Origin of the sequence: Neotamlana nanhaiensis, assembly GCF_000943555.1 — a bacterium.
Classification (GTDB): domain Bacteria; phylum Bacteroidota; class Bacteroidia; order Flavobacteriales; family Flavobacteriaceae; genus Neotamlana; species Neotamlana nanhaiensis.
Window position 1 is genome coordinate 20031 of sequence record NZ_JTDV01000013.1, and the last position, 25058, is coordinate 45088.

At 36.1% G+C, this 25058-nt stretch carries 22 protein-coding genes; 18 read left to right on the forward strand and 4 right to left on the reverse strand.

What is annotated here, in order from left to right:
* Positions 1-77 precede the first annotated feature (77 nt).
* The 17 genes from PK35_RS12975 (at position 78) to PK35_RS13055 (ending at position 16108) form a co-directional block, all read left to right on the forward strand.
* Entirely contained in the window at positions 78-1439 is a 1362-nt protein-coding gene (locus PK35_RS12975; RefSeq protein ID WP_052825989.1) for a choice-of-anchor B family protein, read from the forward strand.
* 14 nt (positions 1440-1453) lie between these two features.
* The gene (locus PK35_RS12980) at positions 1454-2782 is read left to right on the forward strand and encodes a hypothetical protein (protein ID WP_117624677.1); all 1329 of its coding nucleotides are present in this window, start codon (positions 1454-1456) and stop codon (positions 2780-2782) included.
* The gene (locus PK35_RS12985) at positions 2779-3537 is read left to right on the forward strand and encodes an MbnP family protein (protein ID WP_044626995.1); all 759 of its coding nucleotides are present in this window, start codon (positions 2779-2781) and stop codon (positions 3535-3537) included. Before PK35_RS12980 ends, PK35_RS12985 begins: the two co-directional genes overlap by 4 nt.
* A 7-nt stretch (positions 3538-3544) precedes the next feature.
* Positions 3545-4612, forward strand: coding sequence for a cytochrome-c peroxidase (locus tag PK35_RS12990; RefSeq protein WP_117624678.1), 1068 nt, complete (start codon positions 3545-3547; stop codon positions 4610-4612).
* Positions 4613-4704: 92 nt separating this feature from the next.
* Complete coding sequence (locus PK35_RS12995; protein ID WP_044626996.1) at positions 4705-5034, forward strand: HesB/IscA family protein; 330 nt, start codon at positions 4705-4707, stop codon at positions 5032-5034.
* A gap of 53 nt (positions 5035-5087) precedes the next feature.
* Positions 5088-6536, forward strand: a complete 1449-nt coding sequence (sufB, locus tag PK35_RS13000; protein ID WP_044626997.1) for a Fe-S cluster assembly protein SufB — start codon at positions 5088-5090, stop codon at positions 6534-6536.
* Between the two features lie 52 nt (positions 6537-6588).
* A complete protein-coding gene (locus tag PK35_RS13005; RefSeq protein ID WP_044626998.1) occupies positions 6589-7011 on the forward strand; it encodes a hypothetical protein in 423 nt (140 codons plus the stop codon).
* Between the two features lie 7 nt (positions 7012-7018).
* A complete protein-coding gene (gene sufC, locus PK35_RS13010; protein WP_044626999.1) occupies positions 7019-7771 on the forward strand; it encodes a Fe-S cluster assembly ATPase SufC in 753 nt (250 codons plus the stop codon).
* A 73-nt stretch (positions 7772-7844) separates the two neighbouring features.
* A complete protein-coding gene (sufD, locus tag PK35_RS13015) occupies positions 7845-9158 on the forward strand; it encodes a Fe-S cluster assembly protein SufD (RefSeq protein ID WP_044627000.1) in 1314 nt (437 codons plus the stop codon).
* A gap of 96 nt (positions 9159-9254) precedes the next feature.
* The gene (locus PK35_RS13020; RefSeq protein WP_044627001.1) at positions 9255-10469 is read left to right on the forward strand and encodes an aminotransferase class V-fold PLP-dependent enzyme; all 1215 of its coding nucleotides are present in this window, start codon (positions 9255-9257) and stop codon (positions 10467-10469) included.
* 51 nt (positions 10470-10520) lie between these two features.
* Positions 10521-11309: an META domain-containing protein gene (locus PK35_RS13025; protein WP_044627002.1), complete on the forward strand. Its 789-nt coding sequence runs from the start codon at positions 10521-10523 to the stop codon at positions 11307-11309.
* Between the two features lie 118 nt (positions 11310-11427).
* Positions 11428-11850: a SufE family protein gene (locus PK35_RS13030; protein ID WP_044627003.1), complete on the forward strand. Its 423-nt coding sequence runs from the start codon at positions 11428-11430 to the stop codon at positions 11848-11850.
* Positions 11851-11927: 77 nt separating this feature from the next.
* Positions 11928-12254 (forward strand): SUF system Fe-S cluster assembly protein, encoded by a 327-nt coding sequence (locus PK35_RS13035; protein WP_044627004.1) that lies wholly within the window; start codon positions 11928-11930, stop codon positions 12252-12254.
* A 99-nt stretch (positions 12255-12353) separates the two neighbouring features.
* On the forward strand, positions 12354-12689 hold the full coding sequence (locus PK35_RS13040; RefSeq protein WP_052825990.1) for a cupin domain-containing protein: 336 nt from the start codon (positions 12354-12356) through the stop codon (positions 12687-12689).
* 57 nt (positions 12690-12746) lie between these two features.
* The gene (locus tag PK35_RS13045; RefSeq protein ID WP_044627006.1) at positions 12747-14582 is read left to right on the forward strand and encodes an ABC transporter ATP-binding protein; all 1836 of its coding nucleotides are present in this window, start codon (positions 12747-12749) and stop codon (positions 14580-14582) included.
* 19 nt (positions 14583-14601) lie between these two features.
* On the forward strand, positions 14602-15108 hold the full coding sequence (locus PK35_RS13050; protein WP_044627007.1) for a DUF2480 family protein: 507 nt from the start codon (positions 14602-14604) through the stop codon (positions 15106-15108).
* A gap of 70 nt (positions 15109-15178) precedes the next feature.
* Positions 15179-16108 carry a DUF3078 domain-containing protein gene (locus PK35_RS13055; protein WP_044627008.1) on the forward strand — a complete coding sequence of 310 codons (930 nt, stop codon included), beginning with the start codon at positions 15179-15181 and terminating at the stop codon, positions 16106-16108.
* Positions 16109-16163: 55 nt separating this feature from the next.
* Here PK35_RS13055 and PK35_RS13060 read toward each other — a convergent pair whose 3' ends face one another.
* Together PK35_RS13060 and hflX are read right to left on the reverse strand one after the other, a co-directional pair.
* Positions 16164-18455 carry a transglycosylase domain-containing protein gene (locus PK35_RS13060; protein ID WP_052825992.1) on the reverse strand — a complete coding sequence of 764 codons (2292 nt, stop codon included), beginning with the start codon at positions 18453-18455 and terminating at the stop codon, positions 16164-16166.
* Positions 18439-19662 carry a GTPase HflX gene (gene hflX / locus PK35_RS13065; RefSeq protein WP_044627009.1) on the reverse strand — a complete coding sequence of 408 codons (1224 nt, stop codon included), beginning with the start codon at positions 19660-19662 and terminating at the stop codon, positions 18439-18441. Before hflX ends, PK35_RS13060 begins: the two co-directional genes overlap by 17 nt.
* Positions 19663-19737: 75 nt before the next feature.
* Here hflX and PK35_RS13070 point away from each other — a divergent pair, with 75 nt between their 5' ends.
* Positions 19738-20706 (forward strand): endonuclease/exonuclease/phosphatase family protein, encoded by a 969-nt coding sequence (locus tag PK35_RS13070; RefSeq protein WP_044627010.1) that lies wholly within the window; start codon positions 19738-19740, stop codon positions 20704-20706.
* A gap of 62 nt (positions 20707-20768) precedes the next feature.
* Here the strand turns inward: PK35_RS13070 and PK35_RS13075 are convergent, their stop codons facing one another.
* Complete coding sequence (locus PK35_RS13075) at positions 20769-22193, reverse strand: DUF5689 domain-containing protein (protein ID WP_131474415.1); 1425 nt, start codon at positions 22191-22193, stop codon at positions 20769-20771.
* Between the two features lie 10 nt (positions 22194-22203).
* Positions 22204-25011 carry a TonB-dependent receptor gene (locus tag PK35_RS13080; protein WP_044627012.1) on the reverse strand — a complete coding sequence of 936 codons (2808 nt, stop codon included), beginning with the start codon at positions 25009-25011 and terminating at the stop codon, positions 22204-22206.
* Between the last annotated feature and the right edge of the window lie 47 nt (positions 25012-25058).

Sequence of the window (25058 nt, forward strand, 5' to 3'; positions counted from 1 at the left end):
TGCAAAAATAAGAAGCTATTTTCGTTTTTACTATATTTATACCAAAACTAAAATTTATTAGTTATTAATTAAAAAAGATGTATATACGCCTTAAATCATTTTGTTTCATTTTTTTAGTTAGTCTTACGTTAGTGGTGTTTCAGTCGTGTAAAACCGAACCATTAGGCGAAGCAGAATTTGTTGATGCCGATGGAGATGGTGTTGATGATGCGGTTGATAATTGCCCAACCATTGCAAATCCGCTTCAAGAAGATGAAAATAATAATGGAATTGGTGATGCCTGCGAAGAAGAAGAGGAAGAACCTGTAACGGTTTTAGCGGCTTGCGAAAATGGTTTTGCCGATGTTTATCCATGTAACGATTACGATTTAATCGCCCATATACCTTTGTCAATTTTCGGTGCTACTGAGGGTAATGATTGTTGGGGTTGGACGGACATTGCGAACAATAAAGAATATGCCATAATGTGTGTAAATAATGGTGTAGGTTTTGTTGATATTACCGATGCTTTAAACCCCGTATATCTTGGTAAATTGCCAACAGCTACTATTTCTAGCGCGTGGCGCGATGTAAAAGTTTATAATAATTATGTGTTTGTTGTGGCAGATAGGGCAGGAGAACATGGTATGCAAGTATTCGATTTAACTAAACTTCGCAACGTAGCAAATGCGCCAGAAACCTTTACAGCCGATGCGCATTTAACCGATTTTGGAAGCTCACATAATATTGTTATAAACGAAGCGAGTGGCTATGCTTATATTGTTGGTGCTAGCAGAACATCTACTTATGCGGGCGGTCCTATTTTTGTAAATATTCAAAACCCTGTAAGTCCAGTGGTTGAAGGCGGTATGCTAGACGGTGGCTATAGTCACGATGCGCAAGTGGTTACCTATAACGGTCCAGATGCCGATTATGCTGGCAAGGAAATACTTATTGGAAGTAATGAAAACGAAGTGGTTATTGCCGATGTTACCGATAAGTCTAATCCATCCGTAATTTCAACTATTAGTTATGCAAATGTAGAGTATACGCATCAAGGTTGGTTTACCGAAGATTTTAAGTATTTTATTTTGGGTGATGAGTTAGATGAGGTTAATACAGGAACCAACACCAGAACTTTGGTTTTCGATTTAACCGATTTAGACAATCCTAGTTTTCATATGCAATATTTATCCGATTTCTTAGCGATAGATCATAATGGTTATGTAAAAGGTGATTTGTTTTACCAAGCTAGTTATCGCGCAGGTATGCGTGTAATCGATATTTCTGATATTGCAAATACTAACATGACCGAAGTGGGTTATTTCGATACTTATCCGGCCAATAATAATGCCAATTTTAATGGCGCATGGAATGTGTATCCCTACTTTGCAAGTGGTAATATTGTTATTAGCGATATTGAAGGAGGTCTTTTTATTGTTAGAAAGAGCGCAAACTAAATCCAAATTTTTAAATGAAGGCTTTTAAAGCTATTCTAGGTTCTCTCACTATCATTTTGATGGTACTAGGTTGTGCTTCAGAAAATGATGAAACCAAGAAAAACATTCAAATTCAATTCGTAAAAACACTTGGTGGAAGTAAAAATGACAATGCTCAAGCTATTACAAAAACTTCCGACGGTGGTTATGCCATTTTAGGTTATACACAAAGTAACGATTTTGATGTCGTTGGAAAGACTAACGATTCGTTCGATTTTTGGATGTTAAAATATACTGCGAACCATCAATTGCAATGGCAAAAAGCCTTTGGTGGAAGTGATGACGACAGAGGAACCTCAATCATCCAAACACAAGATGGTGGCTTCGCTATTTTTGGATTTAGCAAAAGTGATGATTTTGATGTTGCTGAAAACGCTGGCGCTAAAGATTATTGGTTGCTAAAGCTAGATACTTCAGGTGAGATATTGTGGCAAAAAAACTTCGGATTTATAGGTGATGATAATGGTACTTCTCTAATTGAAACGGTTGATAATGGCTTTTTGCTCATCGGTGTACTCGACGTCACTGCTTCGGGAGGTGAAGGTATTAGCAAACAACAAAACATCAAGCATGCAGGTGGCGATTATTGGGCCATAAAACTCGATGCTTCTGGCAATAAACAATGGAGTAATTATTACGGCGGTTCATTTACCGATACACCTTACAGTGTAGTACAAACCAACGATAATGGTTATTTAATTGTAGGCTCCTCCGATAGTGACGACGTTGACATTGCGGGAAATATTGGTTCTTACGATTTTTGGGTTGTGAAAATATCGGAAACAGGCGCATTGCTTTGGGAAAAATCTTTTGGTGGTACCGAAATTGATGAAGCAAGAGCGATAATAAAAACAACAGACAATAATTATGTGATTGTTGGAGATACTAGAAGTAACAATGGAAACGTTAGCTTTAATAATGGTGCTGCCGATTTATGGGTTGTAAAAATTAGTGACAATGGCGATTTAATCTGGGAGAAAACTTTTGGCGGAAGCAGTTTTGATGTTGGTCGTTCGGTTTTCGAAACACAAGATGGAGGCCTGCTTATTTCTGGAAGTTCCCGAAGTGCCGATGGCGATGTTGATAAAAATGAAGGTCAAAACGATGCATGGTTATTAAAACTCGATTCTAATGCCAACTTGATTTGGCAAAAAAACATTGGCGGCAGCGACATAGATTTTTTATACGATGCCGCACAACTTAATGATGGTAGTTTTGTTGCCGTTGGAGAATCTAGTAGCAGCAACACCGATATTACAGAAAACAAAGGATTTACAGATTTATTAATTATAAACTTACAATGAAAAACTTAGCCTCAATATTATGCATTTGTTTCATGTTTTTTTCATGTCATGAAGATAAAGATGATAACGTTTTAAATTCCAATGTTAACTTTAACTTTACGCATGTTTGGGATGGTATTTCCGTAACAAATTCCGAATTCAATACAATTCAGTTTACCAATGCCAATGGCGAACAAATGAGTATAGAAAAACTCCGTTATTTAATTTCAAACATCACCTTAACCAATACCGACAATGCTAGTTTTTCACTTGATGGCTACTATTTAATAGATGTAACCAACAATCAAGGGTTGTCGTTTACACCAACAGCAAGCATTCCGCCAGGTGTTTATAATTTGTCTTTTACTTTCGGTTTCAATAACGATGATAATTATCAAAACTATCCAGATTTAAATGCAGCTTCTTGGAGCGTTCCCGAAATGCTTGGTGGCGGCTACCATTACATGCAACTCGAAGGCAAGTTTATCGATAACGCTTCCGCGGAAGTAGGCTACGCTTACCACGCCATTAGAGCGGTAGATAATTCGGGTGACGAACTTCAATTTACAGATACTTTTATTGAAGTAGATTTAGGAGAAATTACCGTCTCAAACAACACTGCAGTAACCGTTGAAATGAATATTGCCGAGTGGTTTAAAACTCCAAACACTTGGGATTTAATTGAGCTAAACAATATGCTAATGCCAAACCATGATGCGCAAGTTATGATGTATGAAAACGGACAAAATGCATTCAGTTTAAAATCGGTTGAATAATAGTTTTTTGAAAACACGGCTTCTACATATCAGTTTCATTTTAAGTTTGGTGGCTTGTAAAAGCGAGCCCATCGAAAATTATGTTGATGCACCAACCGAAAGCCCTTTACAGATACCAACGCTATTTTCAGAAAACATTATAGACCCTGTAATTCCTATTAACAATCCGCAAACCGAAGAAGGTATTGCTTTGGGAAAAAAACTGTTTTTCGATCCTATTTTATCGGGAAACAATACGCAAGCCTGCGCAGATTGTCATGCGCCAGAAAATGCTTTTACAGATATTAACCAGTTTAGCGATGGCATTAATGGTGTTTTAGGCCCACGAAACTCCATGCCATTGTTTAATTTAGCTTGGAATTACGACGAAAAATTCTTTTGGGACGGACGCGCCTTCAGCCTTGAAAATCAAGCCTTAGAACCTGTAGTGCACATTAATGAAATGAATAGCACATGGCCAGAAGTAGAAGCAAAATTACAAGAGCATTCAGAATATCCAGAATTGTTTCAGCAAGCTTTTCAAACATTAACCATCGATTCTACTTTGGTAGTAAAAGCTATTGCTCAGTTTGAGCGAACTCTAATTTCGTCAAATTCAAAATTCGATAAATATTTGTTAGGTGAAACTGATTTAACACCAGAAGAACTTGAGGGTTTCAATGTATTTATGGATGAAGAACGTGGCGACTGTTTTCATTGTCATGGTAGTGATAAAAATCCGTTATGGACAGATAATATTTTCCATAATAATGGTTTAGATGAAACTTTTACCGATTTAGGCTTAGGCGCCGTAACGGGCGATCCTGCCGATAACGGAAAATTCAAATCACCATCGCTTCGTAATCTATCATTTACCGCGCCGTATATGCACGACGGTCGCTTTGAAACACTCGATCAGGTTATAAATCATTACTCCGAAGGTTTAAAAAATTCTTCAACCATCGATCCACTCATGAAAAAAGTATCGCAAGGTGGCGTTGGCTTAACCAATGATGATAAAGCAGCACTAAAAGCCTTCCTTTTAACATTATCGGATTACGAATTTATCAGTAATCCAAACTTCACAAATCCATAAGAAAAAGCTATAAAACTATATACTAATATAATGTAAGGTTATATGGTAATCCGCGTCTTAAATTGTATATTTGCACTCAATTTAGAATTTATATGATAAAAGTTTCTGAAACAGCGAAAAAGAAAGTTATCGAGCTTATGAACGATGACGGCTACAACCCAGCTAGCGATTACATTCGTGTAGGGGTTAAAAGTGGCGGTTGTTCGGGATTGTCGTACGATTTAAAGTTCGACAAAGAAACCAATGATGACGATAAAATTTTTGAAGACAATGGTGTAAAAATCATTGTAGACAAAAAGAGCTTTTTGTACCTAATTGGTACAACTTTAGAGTATTCGGGTGGTTTAAACGGAACAGGTTTCGTATTTAACAACCCAAATGCCAATAGAACATGTGGTTGCGGTGAATCATTTTCACTTTAAAACCTTTCTATATCTTCCAAAAGGAAGACTTATCAAAATTATAAAATCGAAGAATGAGTAAGTATACTGAAGACGATTTAAGAGAAGAATTAAAAACCAAAGAATACGAGTACGGTTTTTACACAGATATACAATCTGAAACATTTCCTGTTGGGTTAAATGAAGATATTGTTCGTGCTATTTCTAAGAAAAAGGAAGAGCCAGAATGGATGACCGAATGGCGATTAGAATCGTTTAGAATTTGGCAAGACATGATTGAACCAGACTGGGCGAATGTGAATTATGAGAAGCCAGATTTTCAAGCTATTTCTTACTATTCGGCACCAAATAGCAAACCAAAATACGATAGTTTAGACGAAGTAGATCCAGAATTATTAGACACTTTTAACAAACTAGGTATTTCTCTAGACGAGCAAAAAAAGTTAGCTGGTGTAGCGATGGATGTGGTTGTCGATTCGGTTTCGGTAGCAACGACGTTTAAAAAGACATTAGCTGAACAAGGCATTATTTTTATGAGTATTTCTGAAGCTATAAAAGAGCATCCAGAACTTGTAAAAAAATATATTGGAACGGTTGTTCCTCAAAAAGATAACTTTTACGCCGCTTTAAATTCTGCCGTATTTAGTGATGGTAGTTTTTGTTACATTCCTAAAGGCGTAAAATGTCCTATGGAATTATCAACCTATTTCCGAATCAATCAAGCAGGAACAGGACAATTTGAAAGAACCCTTGTTATTGCTGATGAAGGAAGCTATGTAAGTTACCTTGAAGGTTGTACAGCACCAAGTCGCGACGAAAACCAATTACACGCCGCAGTTGTAGAGTTAATTGCTCTTGATGATGCCGAAATTAAATACTCTACAGTACAAAACTGGTTCCCGGGAAATGCCGAAGGAAAAGGTGGTGTTTACAATTTTGTAACCAAACGTGGTTTATGCGAGAAAAACGCTAAAATTTCTTGGACGCAAGTTGAAACAGGTTCTGCCGTTACTTGGAAATACCCAAGTTGCGTATTAAAAGGCGATAATTCGGTAGGTGAATTTTACTCTATTGCAGTAACTAACAATTTCCAACAAGCCGATACCGGTACCAAAATGATTCATTTAGGTAAAAACACGAAATCGACTATCATTTCAAAAGGTATTTCGGCAGGAAAATCACAAAACAGTTACCGCGGATTGGTTCAAATAAACTCCAGAGCAGAAAACGCTCGTAACTTTTCACAGTGTGATAGTTTATTAATGGGTAACGAGTGTGGTGCGCACACCTTCCCATACATTGAAGCTAAAAACAAATCGGCTAAAATAGAACACGAAGCCACAACCAGTAAAATTGGTGAAGACCAAATTTTCTATTGTAACCAACGTGGTATCGATACCGAAAAAGCCATCGCTTTAATTGTAAATGGTTTTAGTAAAGAGGTACTTAACAAGTTACCAATGGAATTTGCAGTTGAGGCTCAAAAATTATTAGAAATAAGTTTAGAAGGTAGTGTTGGATAAATTTTTGAAGTCACAATCGGCGCAGTCAAAGTGTCTTAAACTGAAACTCAAAATGAAAAAAACAGTCTTTGCGGTCTTAATTTTAATCGTTTTTATCGGTTGTAAAAACGAGAAAAAATCCGAGTTAAAACAAGAATCACCAACAACAATCGAAACAAATAATTCACGTACAGCAAAGCAAAGCGATGGGTTAACCTTATTAAAAGGTGAGTTTGTGTATTTTGGCGATGCGGCTGTTTTGCAAACCCATGCCGAGATTTATGGGGTGTTTATTACAGATAAAATGTTGGAGCTAGATGCCATGGCAAAACCCTATAAAAATCAACCAACCGATATGGTGGAAGTAACCATAAGAGGAAAAGTAACCAATAAAAAAGACGAAAAAATTCTTTGGGAAAATAAAGTAGAAATTATTGAAATTTTAAAAGTAGAAGCACCAAAGAGCGATAATAACGTAGTTAATTTAGAACAATAAAAGTAGTATGTTAAAAATAGAAAATTTACACGCTAGCGTTGAAGATAAAAGCATTTTAAAAGGTATAAACCTTGAAGTTAAACCAGGAGAAGTACATGCTATAATGGGGCCAAACGGTTCTGGTAAAAGTACATTGTCTTCGGTAATTGCAGGAAAAGAAGAATATGAGGTAACCGATGGTACAATTGTTTTCGATGGTGAAGATATTGATGAATTAGCTGCCGAAGAACGTGCCCACAAAGGTATATTTTTATCGTTTCAGTATCCTGTAGAAATTCCTGGGGTTTCGGTAACAAACTTTATTAAAACGGCTATTAACGAATCGCGTAAAGCTAGAGGTTTAGAGGAAATGCCGGCAAAAGACATGCTAAAATTAATTCGCGAAAAAGCTGATTTATTAGAAATCGATCGTAATTTCTTATCACGTTCTTTAAACGAAGGATTTTCTGGTGGTGAGAAAAAACGTAACGAGATTTTCCAAATGGCGATGTTAGATCCTAAATTGGCTATTCTTGATGAAACCGATTCTGGACTAGATATCGATGCGCTTCGCATTGTGGCAAATGGTGTAAATAAATTAAAAAGCGAAAATAACGCGGTGGTTGTTATAACGCATTACCAACGTTTGTTGGATTATATCGTTCCAGATTATGTACATGTATTATACAATGGTAAAATTGTAAAATCTGGCACGAAAGAGCTGGCTCACGAGCTAGAAGCAAAAGGTTACGATTGGATTAAAGAAGAAGTGAACGCTTAAAAAGTAAACCAGTCTCAGTATCAGTAAGCAGTGTAACTGTAAACTGAAAACTGCCACTGTAAACTGAAAAAAAATGAGTTTAAAAGACAAATTATTATCATCGCATTTAGTATTCGAAGACCGTTCAGATATGGGGTCGTATGTGAATAATTTAAGAAACGATGCTATAAAAGTTTTCAAAGAAAAAGGCTTTCCTAGCAAAAAGGAAGAAGCTTGGAAATATACCTCCTTAAACAGTGTTTTAAAAGAGGATTACAGCGTGTTTCCGAAGCAAGAAACAGCGCTCGAATATAAAGATGTAAAAAAGTATTTCATCCACGATATCGACTCTTATAAAATCATTTTTATCGATGGCAAATACTCATCGCACCTATCGCAAACCACGCACGCAGGTATCGATGTTTGCTTAATGTCTTCGGCATTATCAAAACCAAAATACCGTTTGGTTATCGAAAATTATTTCAATAAAGCCGCTAGCGAAGACAGTTTGTCGTCATTAAATACAGCGTTTTCAAGCGAAGGCGCCTTCATTCACATTCCAAAAAATAAATTGGTAGAAAAACCAATTCAAATTATACATTTCTCAACGGGTAACGAAGCTGCTACCATGTTACAACCGCGTAATTTAGTGGTGGTAGACGAGAATTCGCATGTGCAAATAATTGAGCGTCATCAAAGTTTAACAAATAATCCTGTTTTAACCAATAGCGTTACCGAAATTTTTACAGCAAAACGTGCCATTGTAGATTATTACAAAATACAAAACGATAACGAAAATGCATCGTTAATAGACAATACGTTTATTAAACAAAAGCAAGAAAGTTTGGCATCGGTGCACACCTTTTCGTTCGGTGGAAAATTAATACGTAATAACCTTAATTTTTACCAAAACGGTGAGCGTATCGATTCTACCCTAAAAGGCGTAACCATTATTGGTAATAAGCAACACGTCGATCATAACACATTAGTACACCATATCGAGCCAAATTGCGAAAGTCATCAAGATTACAAAGGTATTTTTAACGATAAATCTACTGGCGTATTTAACGGTAAAGTTGTGGTAGAAAAAGAAGCGCAAAAAACCAATGCCTTTCAAGCTAATAACAACATTTTAATTAGCGACAAAGCCACTATAAACACCAAACCGCAACTCGAAATTTTTGCCGACGATGTAAAATGTTCACACGGTTGTACCATTGGTCAGTTAGACGAAAGCGCTATGTTTTACATGCAATCGCGCGGTATTCCTAAAAAAGAAGCCAAAGCCTTATTAATGTATGCTTTTAGTAACGATGTGTTAAGCTCGGTAAAAATTCCAGAATTAAAACAACGCATTACAAAAATTATAGCCAGCAAATTAGGCGTAAGTTTAGGTTTCGACCTTTAGTGTTAATTTTTTTTAGAAGCTAATCCCGCTTTTGGCAGTCGCTTCCCTATCGGGCGAGCTCCAACAAATGCCTCAATCGGGGCTAAACCCAAAACCATGTTTAAAGTAGATCAAATACGTAAAGATTTCCCCATACTGTCACGTCAAGTAAACGGTAAACCTTTGGTGTATTTCGATAATGCTGCAACATCGCAAACACCACAACAAGTTATCGATGTTATTGTAGATTATTACTCAAACTACAACGCCAATATACATCGTGGTGTACATGCTTTAAGTCAAGAAGCCACCGATGTTTACGAGCAAGCACGACATAAAATTCAAGCGCATTTTAATGCAAAACATGCGCACGAAATTATATTTACCTCGGGTACAACGCATGGAATAAATCTAGTAGCCAACGGATTTTCATCCATCTTAAAAAAAGGCGATGAAATTATCGTTTCAGCTTTAGAGCATCACAGTAATATTGTGCCTTGGCAAATGCTTTGCAAGCGCACAGGAGCGACTTTAAAAGTTATTCCAATGAACCAAGCTGGCGAATTGGAAATGGACGTATTCAACGAGTTGCTAAACCAAAATACTAAACTGGTTTTTGTAAATCATATTTCAAACGCTTTGGGTACTATAAACTCAATAGAATATATCATCGAAAAAGCCCACAGCGTTGGTGCAGCCGTTTTGGTGGATGGCGCACAATCGTGCCCACATATAAAACCCGATGTTCAAGATTTGGATGTCGATTTTTATGTAGCTTCAGCCCACAAAATGTGTGGACCAACAGGTGTTGGTATGCTTTACGGAAAAGAGGAATGGCTTAACAAACTACCGCCATATCAAGGTGGTGGCGAAATGATTGCCGAAGTTACTTTCGAAAAAACAACTTACGCCGCTTTACCGCATAAATTTGAAGCCGGTACCCCAAACATTTGTGGTGGCATCGCTTTTGGTGCAGCTATCGATTATATGAATGCCATAGGTTTCGATACTATTGCCACTTACGAACACGAACTTTTAGAATACGCCACAGAAAAACTTTCAAGCATTGACGGTTTAAAAATTTACGGTACTTCCAAACATAAAACATCGGTAATCTCATTTAATTTAGAAGGTATTCATCCTTACGATGTTGGCACTATTCTCGACAAATTAGGCATTGCGGTTCGTACAGGTCACCATTGCGCACAACCCATTATGGATTATTTTAAAATTCCAGGAACTGTGCGAGCATCTTTCGCATTCTACAACACCAAAGTCGAAATTGATGCCTTAGTGGAAGGCGTTATAAAAGCAAAAATGATGTTGAGTTAAGTTTGGTTTTCTTTTTGTAGTAAGTATTTCAGAATTAATAAAAAAATAATTATGAAAAGTATATTACTCGCTTTCGCATTCGTGTTATTAAAATGCGGTGGCGATGCTTCAAACCAAAAGACCATGCAAATTAATGAAACTCAAAATTTAGATTCGTTCCCAGAATTACACGGCGATTACACCATTAATAAGTTGCATGGCGACGATGTTTCAACCTTTAATTTAAAAATAAATTTCGATAAAGAAACCCAAAAAGTATATGGTTTTTCGGGATGTAATCGGTTTTTTGGTACGTTTAGTTTAAATAATTCTACCTTGGCATTTAACAATATGGCATCAACAAAGCGTATGTGTCGTCCAGAATTGGTGTCTACAGAAAATGCCCTGTTAAAAGCCTTAAACGAAGCCGATTCTGTAACATTTACCAATACTGGTTTTTCGGTGTTTAATAATGGTAATTTGCTTTTATCTGCCTTAAATGAAAATGTAACCTCAATAGTTTATAAAGCGACATCGCGAGGTTTTTTTAAAGAAGTTGTAATCGATGAAGATAATGTGTCAACTGCAATAAAACGCGGTGGTACACCAGTAAAAAAGGCCTGTGAAAAAGCAAGCTGGGATCAGGTACTGGTTTTGCTGAATGCTATCGACTTTAATAAAATATCAGAATTAAAAGCACCAAGTAAAAAGTATGCTTTCGATGGTGCAGCTCTTGCTCATCTAACTATTATTAAAAACGGTAAAACCTACGAGTCAGCGCCGTTCGATCATGGTAATCCGCCAAAAGAAATCGCAAATCTTGTTAAAGAAATCTTATCTCTTTCAGAAAACATTGAATAGCAATAATTCTTATTGTATTTTTGTTTCTCAATTTAAGTTGTTGGGTTGAGTAATGTTGAAATTGGTTCATTTTCAATAGTTAAGTAAAATCTTTCAACTTTTAAAATAATGTAAAAACGTGACGATAGAAGCTATTCAAAACGAAATTATAGACGAGTTCTCAATGTTTGAAGATTGGGAAGAACGTTACCAATATATGATTGATTTAGGGAAAGATTTACCCTTAATTGACGACCAATATAAAACCGATGATAATATTATTAAAGGCTGCCAAAGTAAAGTATGGGTACACGCCGAAATGAATGATAATAAAGTGGCTTTTACAGCCGATAGCGATGCCATTATAACTAAAGGTATTATTGCTATTTTAATTCGTGTATTCTCAAATCAGCATCCAAAAGATATTATTGAAGCTAACACCGATTTTATTGATAAAATTGGCTTAAAAGAACATTTGTCGCCAACACGCGCCAACGGTTTAGTAAGCATGATTAAACAACTTAAAATGTATGCTATAGCGTACCAAACACAACTTAATTAAGTTAATTTGTTGAGCCGTTTCTTTGTTAAGAAAGCAATTAAACGTATTAACAGATAAACGAATAAACATTTAATAAAATGAGTGATTCAACAATAGATACTGCCGAATTAGGCGAAAAAATAGTTCGTGTCCTTAAAACCATTTTCGATCCAGAAATACCTGTTGATATTTACGAACTTGGATTAATTTACGATGTATTTGTAAATGAAGATAACGACGTTAAAATTTTAATGACGCTTACAACACCTAATTGCCCTGTGGCCGAAACGCTTCCGCAAGAGGTTGAAGAAAAAGTAAAATCGTTAGACGAGGTGAACAACGCCGAGGTAGAAATTACTTTCGATCCGCCATGGACTCAAGAATTAATGAGTGAAGAAGCGAAGCTAGAATTGGGGATGCTTTAATGTTTAGTTGCAGTCTTAGTCGCAGTATTCAGTCTCAGTCTCAGTCGCAGTGTTCAGTAACGGCTTAACGCTACATTATTAATAAAAAAAATGTCATTTATGGAAAATCCTGTTATAAAAAGTACCGATGGTTTTGAGGCTTTAAGTCCAGATCTTAATCGTAAAGTGGTGCATTTAAATGATCTTATGGTAACGGTTATTGAGTTTAGTAACGGCCCCATGGAACAACCCGATCCGCCACACAAACACCCACACGAACAAATTACTTATGTTGCGAGTGGTTCTTTAAAACTGTTTGTAGAAGACGAAGAATTTACTTTAAATGAAGGTGATGTTTTCAAAATAGCATCAAACCTAAACCATTGCATACAAACGTTAACCGAAAACGTAAAGTTGATAGATAGCTTCGCGCCAATTCGTGAAGACTTTTTATAATCGGTAGTTGCTAATTGCCATAAACTGAAATAGGCATACCCAAAAAACAATACTTGTATGGCTAAACGCGTTCCTAAATCATTAAAAGATGGCAAAACAACCAGTTTCAAATCCTTATTTAATGCTTTACGATTTATTCCCAGATTCTTTAAAGAAATTTGGAATGTAAACAAAAAACTGTTTTTACTTTCGGCTTTTTGCAGGCTTATTGGTGCTTTGCTTCCAGTAATTATTTTATGGATTGGTAAGGAAATTATCGATGAAATTATTCTTCAAACATCACTAGAAAATAGTTATTATACCAAACTATGGACTTACGTTAGCATAGAATTTGGGTTGGTAATTCTGTCCGATTTAATTAGTAGAGCCATTTCGCTAACCGACGGTATTTTAGGCGACCAGTATAATATTGCCACCTCGGTAACTATCATAAAAAAGACTAATCAAATTAATATTAGTTTACTTGAAGATTCCGAGTTTTACGATAAACTAGAACGCGCTAGAACGCAAACCACAGGTCGAGTAGATTTAATGTCTAACATTCTTGGGCAATTGCAAAGTGTCATCTCGATTTCTACGCTGGTTGCTGGTTTAATTTTTTTCGATCCGTATTTAATTATTCTGTTGCTTTTAAGCATTATTCCATCGTTTATAAACGAAATATATTTTAGCCAGCAACAATACTCTTTAGCCAGAAGTTGGACCTCGGAACGTCGCGAGCTAGATTATTTAAGATTTATTGGTGCAAATGATAAAACGGTTAAAGAAGTTAAGCTATTCAGTTTAACAGATTTTATTGTAAATCGTTTTAAAAACCTGTCGTTAGAGTATTTTCATCTTAATAAAAAATTAGCCATAAAACGCTCTTCTTTAGGATTCCTTTTTAATGTTTTAGGTTCCTTAAGTTACTACGCCGCCTATGTTTTTATAATTTATCGGGTGCTTTCTGGTGTTATTAGTTTAGGTGAATTAACATTTTTATCAGGGTCGTTTAACCGACTCATGAAGAATTTACAAGACTTCTTTTCTAGGTTTACACGTATCTCGCAAAGTGCGCTGTTCTTACAAGATTATTTCGAGTTTATAGATATAAAAATCGATGAGAAAGCTAAAGAAGATGTGCCGTTACCTAAGGAAATTAAACATGGTTTTGAATTTAAAAACGTGCGCTTTTCATATCCTGAATCCGATCAAGAAATTCTAAAAGGTATTAATTTCACCTTAAAAGCAGGTGAAAAAATGGCGTTTGTTGGTCAAAATGGTGCTGGAAAAACCACACTAACGAAGTTATTGTTGCGTTTTTACGAGCCAACATCTGGTGAAGTTTTATTAGATGGCATCAATATTAACCGATTTAACAAAGCAGAATACCAAACCTTCTTTGGTGTTATTTTCCAAGATTTCTTTCGTTATGAATTTACCGTGAAAGAAAACATCGCCGTTGGAAATATTAACGAAATAGAAAATCAGCTAAAAATTGAAGATGCTGCAAACTTAAGTTTAGCCAACGATGTGGTTTCAGAACTCAAAGACGGATACAATCAACAATTAGGAAAACGCTTTTTAAACGGACAAGAACTTTCTGGCGGACAATGGCAAAAAGTAGCCCTGGCAAGAGCTTACATGAAGGATGCTAACGTTATTATATTAGATGAGCCTACTTCGGCACTGGATGCGAAAGCCGAAAGCGAAGTTTTTGGACGATTTATTGGGCTAACTGAAAACAAAACAAGTATTATAATTTCACACCGATTTAGCACCGTAAGGCAGGCTGATAGAATTTTAGTTCTAGAACATGGTAAAGTCATTGAAATTGGTTCACACCAACAATTAATGCAAAATAACGGCCTTTACTCGCAGTTATTTTCCTTACAAGCAGAAGGTTACAAATAAAATTAGTTAATTTTACATTATGGCAGACGAAATAATAAATCGCGTAGCGAATAGCAAACTGGTTACTTTAGATTTGGAAGATTTTTATCCTGAAGGAGAACGTGTCCTTTTCGATATTAAGGATTGGCTTTTTGAAGGTTTTGTTCTTCGTGAAAAAGATTTTAGGGCACAAGTAATCGCGCACGATTGGTCGCAATATCAAAATCAATACGTAGCATTAACTTGCAGTAGCGATGCTATTATTCCGGGTTGGGCGTATATGCTTTTAAGCGTTCATTTAGAACCTTATGCTAAAAAAATAGTCATTGGTGATTTGGAAACTTTAGAAACAGCTATTTATCAAGATATTATTGCGAGTTTACCTGTAATTGAATACGAAAACAAGCCTGTTATTATTAAAGGTTGCTCGAAAAAACCCGTGCCGCAAAACGCGTATATTATGATGGCCACCAAGCTAAAACCTGTGGCAAAATCTATTATGTATGGCGAAGCCTGCTCGTCGGTGCCGCTTTTCAAAAAAAAATAATTTTAATGTGACTCTAAACTAAAGGCGGGGTCTTAAACGTATATTTGCAAAGAAAAATAAATAATTCACAATGAAAAAAACACTTTTACTAGCTCTATGTTTTATTGGAGTATTCTCGTTAAACGCGCAAACTAAAGAAGAATTACAAGCGCAAAAAGCCGAAAAGCAGGCTATTGCCGATAAAGCGCAAGCTGAAGCCAATGCATTGCAAGCGCAAATTGATGCCTTACCAGGATGGAGAACTGGTGCTTTTGGTACTATTGGTGGTTCGCTATCTAGCTTTAACAACTGGTATGCGCAAGATAAACCAAACAACAACTCTGGTAATATTGGTTTTACTTTTAATGCCTTTGCCAATTTAATTGAAGACAAATTCTTCTGGAGAAACGCCCTAACAACAAACTTAAGCTGGGTAAAATTAGATGATAAAGATAATGATACAGATGAAGACGATAGCTTCGAACCAACTACCGATGTATTTAATATCACATCGCTTTACGGTAGAAACTTAACAAAAACATTGGCAGCTTCTGCGTTAATGGAATACAGAACAACGATATTAAACAATTTTAACGATCCTGGATATTTAGATCTAGGTGTTGGTGCTACTTGGACACCAATTACTAATTTAATTGTGGTGGTTCACCCATTAAACTACAACTTTGTTTTTGCTGATAACGATGCGGTTTTCGAGTCATCGATGGGTGCTAAAATTGTAGCAGATTATACTAGACAACTTGGAGCAATTGGTTTTAAAACCAACTTATCAATGTTTCAAAGTTATAAATCAAGCGATTTATCAAACTTAACTTGGACGAACTCGTTTAGCTACACCCTTTGGAAAATGATTGGTGTTGGTTTCGATTTTGGTTTACGTAGCAACAAACAAGAAGCATTAAACTATGCTTTAGCTCAAGATCCTGCAACAGCAACTGGTTTTGATGATGTTGATAACGATTTACAAACGTACTGGACTTTAGGATTAAGTTATAAATTCTAAAAGTTTAATAAGTTTTAACTAAAAACCCGTTAGTTTTTAAAACTAACGGGTTTTTTTATTTTTCGTCAAAATCTTTAGTCTTTTTCTTTTTACCAAATAGACGTTTTAAAAAGCCGTCGCGCTTTTCGGGTTCGCAATTTAAATCTTCAACAACATTTTGTGAAGGCGCATCAAAATTAGATTTTGTAATGGCGTTAAATTCCGCATCAGCGTTTAACAACTTATAAAAATTAGCAAAAATAGGTAACGCCGAATTTGCGCCTTGTCCCAAACCTGTGGTTTTAAAACCAATACTATGGTTATCGTTTCCAACCCATGTTACGGTAACTAAATTTGGTGTAAGGGCTACAAACCAACCGTCTTTATTATCTTGAGTAGTTCCTGTTTTGCCTGCAATAGCGTTTTGTAATCCGTAAGAGGAACGCAAGCGCGATGCCGTTCCAGAATTTACCGTAGATTTCATAATCTCTAACATCACCTCTCTGGTGTAATTACTAAATCCTTGCGTTTTGTTAACTTTTGGTTTAAATTCTGCAATAACATTACCTTGCTTGTCTTCAATTTTAGTTATCGCATAAGGTTTTACAGCATGCCCATTATTTAAATAACTGGCGTAAGCTCCGGTGAGTTCTTTTAAATTAATTTCGGCAACACCTAGAGCTAACGACGGCTGCTGCGGAAGTTTTTTGGCAATACCCAGTTTTTTAGTTTGTTCGGTAACTTTTTGTATGCCAACTTCATTTAAAACCTTAACTGCAATGGTGTTTATGGAATTACTCAAGGCTTTCTCTAGAGTATAATTAATGTATGGATCTTCCTTATCGCTTCCAGAGTTACTCGGCGTCCAATCATCATAATTTTTATAAGTGACTTCGGCTAATGAAAAATAGGTACACGGTTTCATGCCGTTTTCAATGGCTGCAGTGTAAACAAAAGGTTTAAAAGTTGAGCCGACTTGTCTTTCGCTTTGCGATACATGATCGTATTTAAAATAACGGTAATCAATGCCACCAATGTAAGCTTTTATAGCGCCTGTTTTAGGTTCTACAGATAGCATGCCCGTGTTTAAAAGTTTTAAATAATGCTGCAAACTATCGATAGTTGATAGCGGTTTGATGGTGTCGCCTTCCCAATTGAAAATTTCCATATCTCGTTTTACCGATAAGGAATCTTTTATCTGCTCATGCGACAAGCCTTTTTCTTTTAAAACTTGATAAGCTTTAAGGTTTTTAATACTAGCTTCAAGTAACTTCGATTTACTCTTCCAAGGCGCATAATTACCATAAGACGCTTCAAAAGCCGGTTGCAACTTGGTTAAATGCGATTTCATGGCGGCCTCGGCCAATGTTTGCATTTTATAATCTAAAGTAGTGTGTACTACTAAGCCATCTTTATACAAATCATAATTCGTGTCATTGGCTTCATTTATCGAGTCTAAAATTTGTGCTAATTCTTGCTTTACTTGCTCACGGAAATAAGGCGCAACACCAACATCGTGATTAAACGAGCGGTAGTTTAATTGCAGAGAATCTGCTGTAAGCAACTCTAAAGAATCTTGAGGTAAATAGTTGTACTTCACCATTTGATTAAGCACTATGTTTCGTCGGTCTTCGCAGCGCTCCAAATGCAATCTTGGGTTGTAATAGCTATTGGCTTTAAGCGTGCCCACCAACATAGCGGCTTCGGTTTTGGTAAGTGCTTTAGCCGACTTACTGAAGAATTTTTGCGCCGCACTTTCAACACCATAAGTATTATCTGGAAAGGTTACCGTATTAAAATAGAGCGTTAAAATCTCGTTTTTAGAGTAAATTTCTTCTATGCGTTTGGCAATAATAGACTCTTGAAACTTATTAATTAATATACCAAAAATAGGGTAATGTTTTCGACCAAATAAGTTTTTGGCTAATTGCAATGTAATGGTACTACCACCACCTGCCGATTTATCCCGTAAGATGATGCTTTTAACAAACACACGCATTAAACTAACATTATCTATACCGTCATGCTCGTAAAACCGAGCATCTTCAGTGGCGACTAAAGCATCAATTAAATGTTGCGGGAAATCTTCAAACTTTAAAGGTTGTCTATCGAAAACATAGTATTTGCCAATCAGTTTTCCGTTAGCATCCAACACTTGGGTAGCTTCTTCTTGCTTTATAGAACTTAAATCTTCGGTGGTTGGCAATTTTCCGAATAAACCCAAATAAATACTAATATATAATCCTATAAAAAATACAACTACGGCTGAAACACCAATCAAACAAAACTTTACCCATTTCTTTTTTAAAAAAGATGCTATTTTGGTTTTAAAGTTTGTTGAGTTTGTGGTTTTAGGCGTCGTCTTCATCAAATTCGTTATAGTCTGGATATAAAAAGTGGTTGTACGGAAAGCGTGTTACATGAATGTCTCTAACCTCGTCGTAAACACGTTTTTTAAAATCATCTAGGTTCTTTTTGTTTAACGCCGAAATAAACAATGCATTGTTGCCAATTTTGTTCATCCAAGTGCTTTTCCATTCCTCTAGCGAATAATGTTTTTCGGTACGTTCGGTTTCTAAATCGTCATCATCAATAGGTTCAGCTTGGTACGCATCAATTTTATTAAACACCATAATGGTTGGCTTATCGCTACTTTCAATTTCACCTAAAATTTTATTTACCGATTCGATGTGCTCCTCAAAATTAGGATGCGAAATATCGACTACATGCAGCAACAAATCCGCTTCACGAACTTCATCTAAAGTACTTTTAAAACTGTCTACAAGCTGCGTTGGTAGCTTACGAATAAACCCTACGGTATCACTCAATAAAAATGGCAAGTTTTGAATAACCACTTTACGCACGGTTGTATCTAAAGTTGCAAACAGCTTGTTTTCGGCAAACACTTCACTTTTACTAATAGTGTTCATTAGGGTAGATTTACCCACGTTGGTATACCCAACCAAAGCCACACGAACCATTTTGCCACGGTTACCACGTTGCACTGCCATTTGCTTATCAATGGTTTTTATTTTTGCTTTTAGTAAAGCAATTTTGTCACGTACAATACGTCTATCGGTTTCAATTTCGGTTTCACCAGGACCACGCATTCCAATACCCCCTTTTTGGCGTTCAAGGTGTGTCCACATACCACGTAAACGCGGCAGTAAATATTCGCATTGTGCTAATTCTACTTGGGTTCTGGCATAACTGGTTTGTGCGCGTTGGGCGAAAATATCAAGAATTAAGTTAGTGCGGTCTAATACTTTTACGTTAAGTATTTTGCTAATGTTGCGTTCTTGCGCCGCCGAAAGTTCGTCGTCGAAAATTGCAGTACCAATGTCGTTATCGTCTATAAATTGTTTAACCTCTTCCATTTTACCACTACCAATAAAAGTCTTGGAGTTTGGTACATCCATTTTTTGGGTAAAACGTTTTACAGCATAACCACCAGCAGTAAAGGTTAAAAATTCTAATTCGTCTAAATATTCTTTAAGCTTGGTTTCATGTTGGTTTTGCGTAATGATACCAATTAAAACGGCTTTTTCTAAAGTAATATCCTTTTTCTCTATCATATTAATAAATAATGTGCAAAGTTACACAATTGTTAGCACTTAAATTTTTATATTTTTGATGTTAAATTTTTAATGATGAGTGATATTTTTGATGATATTCCTGTTCGTAACGATTTGCAAACTATTGGGTTTTATAACCTTGAAAATTTGTTTGATATAACAAAATCGGAACATACCAACGACTACGATTTTTTACCAACATCTGTAAAACGATGGACGCCTAAACGCTACGATAATAAACTCAGGAAATTAAGTTACGCCATATCTAATATTGGAAAGCGCGAAACTGGTAAAAACCCCGCTATTGTTGGTTTAGCTGAGGTTGAAAATGCTAAAGTAATTCAAGATTTAATTAACTATAAGCATTTACAAGGTTACAATTATGGCTTTGTGCATTACGATTCGCCCGATGAACGAGGCATTGATGTAGCATTAATTTACGATAAAGCTGTTTTTGAGGTGTTGCATTCTGAAACTTATAGTGTTTTATTAAGAGATGATGATGGTTCGCCAGATTATACACGTGATATCCTGTTGGTGTCGGGAAAATTAGATGGTGAACGTGTGCATGTTATTGTAACGCATTGGTCGTCTAGACGAGAAGGGCAGAAGGAAACCGAATTTAAACGTATGGCCTCTTCAAATAAAGTTTTAGATATTATTTTGAAGCTAAAACAGGAAAACGATGATGCAAGAATTATTGTTATGGGTGATTTTAATGATGAACCTGATAATATAAGTATTAAAAATTTAGTGAATAATTGCGGACTTTACAACCCTATGGAAACCTTACGTTCTTACAGTCGCGGTACAACCTATCATCACCGTAAATGGAATTTATTCGATCAAATAATGTTTACCACAAATTATTTTAAAAGCTCGAACAATGAATTTGAGTTTTTTAAGGCTAATATTTTTGATGAAGATTTTTTAAAAACCTTTAGCGGTCGTTACAAGGGTTCGCCTTTTAGAACCTATGTTGGTAAAAAATACAATGGCGGTTATAGCGATCATTTTCCGGTTTATGCGATATTCAAACTTTAGTTTGATTTACGAAATGCAAGACCTGACAGGTTTTTAAAACCTGTCTGGTCTGAAAAGTAAAATTACTCTGCAAAATCCACACTAATTTCATCCAATTCGTAAATACCATCAAACGATTCGATGCCGCCACCTGTAAATTTAAAGGCGATATAAACGGTTCCTGTTTCGCAGGACAAATCGATGGTTCCTGAGTTAAACCATGACGCAAACGAATCGGTGTCTTTTACAATGTAAGCATCTGAAAATACACCCCAAGTCGCTGAAGTAATTGTGGCTTCGTCGCCGTCCCAATCTTGCGAATACAACACTTCCATAAAACTACTATCGGCTAAACTGTTTGAGGTTTTAAACCGAAGTGTTTCGCCGTCTTGTTCATCTAAATTAATTGGCGGTGTAATCAGCCAGCCAATATTACTCACATCGCCCGAACTGGCGCATTGAAATCTGCACGAGCGCCCCAAAGAGGCGTTTGATGATGTTGATGAATAGCCTTCCCAAGCCTCAGTTCCTGCTTCAATAAAATTGGTCCAACCTTCAATTTCTACTGGGCGATTATTGCGTTGGTCTTCAAAATCTTGGTATAATAAGTTGTTTGTGCCTAAAGTTGTTGCTAAATCGCAGTTCCATTCTAAAGGATCGCAACGATTGGAATTTTCAAAATTTACTGCTTCGGAAGAATTTATAACAAGAACGTTAAAATCGTCACCATAATCACGACTTAAAATGCCTGTGATGCTACCTTTACCTTGCGGAACAACCAATGCATTAAAATCGGAGAAGGTACTGGTTTGTAAAATGGTAGATATGCCAGTATTGCAGTTTTCTAATAATCGTAAGCCATCAAATTCATCAAAGGATTCTGCCGCAAAAGTTCTGCCCATTTCTAACCTGTTTAATTGCATATTTTCTAACTGAATCAGTGTGTTTAAATCGGCAGATGTTAGTGTTTCAAATCCAGCCATTTTTGGTTGAATGTTTGCAATCTCATTGGTTCTAAAAATAATATCTTGATATTCTGATGCTTGAATTTGCTCCACTTGAACCGCATCGCCTTTTCCAATAGTTATTACGCCACTGTCTTCTCCAATGGTTAAATCATTCAGTTTTACAAAAACCTTTTGCCCAAATTGATAGGTATCACTTAAACTACTCGCATTGATACTTATTTTAAAGCCAAGCCTTGGGTCGTTATTGGGGTTGTTATCATCAACTTTATTTTGAATAATGAGTTCTTCAAAAAAGTTACCATATTTATCGGTAGAAATTACGTAACCTTCAATATATAAATTGGTCTCGCTGTAAATTTTTGTAGTCGAGTTGCCATTATTTAATGCCTGTTCGTAAAGCGATTTTATGGCTGAAAACGTCGTGATTTGTTCCAGAGGAATATCAGGATTTTCCACGGTAATATCTGGTAAACTATAGTCTTCATTATTTAAACATGACGACAGCAAAATCAATAAAAGTAAAGTGACTATTTTTCTCATAACTGAAGATTTAAAAGCTAACATTTAAGTTTAAAAAGTATGTTGTGCCTCGGCCGTACCAATATTTGGATCCAAAAACAGGTGTTTCGAGCGATTTATCGTTTCGTAACTCGCGGTAGTTGGCATTTCTACCTTGTTCAAAACCGCCTGTTTTATAAACTTCATCCAGAAGGTTATTAATGCTTGCGAAAAGTCCGATGTAATATTTATCAATCTTCCATGATTTTCCGCCAACCAAATTCACCACCATATAATCATCAAAACGTTCTTGTTTTAAAAGTTCTCGCGCTATGATTTCATCATAATCATTAAACACATTGCCATCAAAATCAGTGTTAAAATTTGAGGTTCGGGTTAACGGACTCACATCAATAAACGTATTACTAAAAAAGTTGGCTGTAGCTCCAAACCACCAATAATCGGGATCGCGATATTCAAAACCTATAGAATAAGCATTTTGCGGACCAGAAGCTAACTTGTAATGCTTTAGGTACGATTTTCCAAAGTCTTTAAAACCATTTATAAAACCTGCGTTTTCAGCATCTTCATCGGGTTCGGTAGAAAGGTATAAATTAGGGTTATTGTTGTAGGTGAATTGCCCAACGGAAGCAACACCTTTTACCTTTATGGTAGGTGTTACTTGTGCTTCAACACCTAATTCTGCTCCCAAATGTAGCTTGTTAATATCTTGAAGAATTTCTTGAACAAAAACTGCATTATCGCCACCAATACCATCGGCAAAATAAAAAGAAATTTCGTTGGCATTGGCTATATTGGTGTAATAGCCTGTTAGTTTTGCTTTTGCAACAGGCGACCTAAAAATATAACTCAAGTCGAAAGACGTAATTTGCTCTTCGGAAATATTTGGAACCACATTATGATTTTCACGCGAATTGGTAAATGTATTTTGAATGGTTGGTGCTTTGGTGATAAAACCTGCGTTCACATCAAAAATATGTTTTCCAGAAAGTTTATAAGTCATTCCTGCTTTTACGCCGAAACCAAAAAAGTTAAGGGATTCACCTTTGCTCAGAGAATTATCGGGGAAACCACCATTTTGATACAAGCCTTCACGTTGATAACTGGTGCTTTTAGCATTTAATGCGGCAAAAAAATCCACTTTATTATAACTGAGTTGAGCTTGAGCAAACCCACCAATTTCATTCGATAAAATATTGTAATGGTATTTGAATATATCGCCTTCGCGGACTAATCTATTGGGGTTTCGTAAATCGTTTTGAGCTTCATCAATGCTGGTAGCATAAGCATCAACATCGAGATAGGTTTGCGCTCCTAATAAATCTAACACGCTCGCAAAGTTTTCAGAACTTAATGCCTTAAAATTCAATCCTGCATTTAAAATAACATGCTCGTTTATCGCCTTATTTAAAATGGAATTAAACGTGATTTGAGTATCATCAACCCTATCTTCATATAAGGCATAAATAGCATTTCCACCATTCGCAGTGTTGTTAATATTAGCACTGTATAGGTCATTCCAGTTTATTTGTCCGTTGTCCTGAAATTCATTTAAAGCCAAATAAGCATTCTCTAAATTATCGGGGAAATTGCGCTCAAAATAACTTGGTAGTTTTTGGTAATAGGTTGGGCTTGGGTTGCTGCCACCACCTTGCGGAAAACCGTTTACCAAATCGGTGCCATTATAATCCAATCGGCTATTGCTTAATTTTCCAAATTGGTAACCGATATTGGTATTGAGTTCGGTGGTATTATTTAATTTCCAGTAATGACTCAATATAAAAATAGGTTCGTTAACTTCTTTGATTCTTGAATTTCGCTTTTTGCCATTTTGCCAACCCCAATATTCGTTGTACTTAATATCTTTTAAACCATAAACTTCTTGAGTATTAGGTGACGATTTACCACGACGATTAGGTGTATAGATGGCTGCAAAATTTAAACTGTGATTGCTATTGATTTGCTTTTCTACTGATGTAAAAAATGAATTGGCACTGTAATTTGTAGCTTCTTGATAACCTTCATTTCCCCAACGCCGACCGATTGAAACGGTGTATGCCCAATTGTTTTTTGTTAAACCAGAAGCATGAGTTGCCATAAGCCTATTGGTGTAACTTCGGTTTGATGAAGAATAAGTTATACGGTTTCCAGGTCGTGCTTCCGAAGCTCTAATATTTATATTTGTTGCACCTAAAACACCTCCAAAAGTATAGTTTGAAGGCGCTAAACCCCAAGTTAATTCTTGGTTTCGCAACGCATCATTAATACCACCCCAATTGCTCCATTGCGGTCGACCATTAAAAGTTTTATTCATTTCAATGCCATTGATAAGGATAGAACTGTTGTTGGAATCTAATCCGCGAATGCGAAAAAAGGAACTGCTAAACTCAAATGCTGCGGTGCGTTGAAACACATCTAGAGACGAAGCAAGTAACCCAGAAATGTTATCGGCTCCTGAAAAATCGTCGTTTAATTCATCATCGGTAAGTGAGATGGTAAATAAATCGGTGTTTTGCGAGGTGTCTTTTTCAAGGGTGATTCCAGTTAAATCGACGGTTTTACCTTCGTTAATTACTATAGGAATGCGTTTACTTAAATAGCCAGTTTTAGAAATTTGAAGCATTTGCTCGCCTAATGGCAAACTGTCTTCAAAGTTAAATTCGCCATTTATGTTAGTGAGTACAAAATCATTGGTAGATTCAATTGTAACAGTAACACCTTCGATGGGTTGATATGAAAATGCATCGAGAATAGAGCCTATTACCATAGTGTTTTGGCAAGGTGCTGTAAACGAGATAATTCCGAAAAGGAGCGGTATGATAAGGGGTTTAATTGACATATAATTCTTTTAAATGTAAGAAAATTGAATTATAATTGAAATAAATC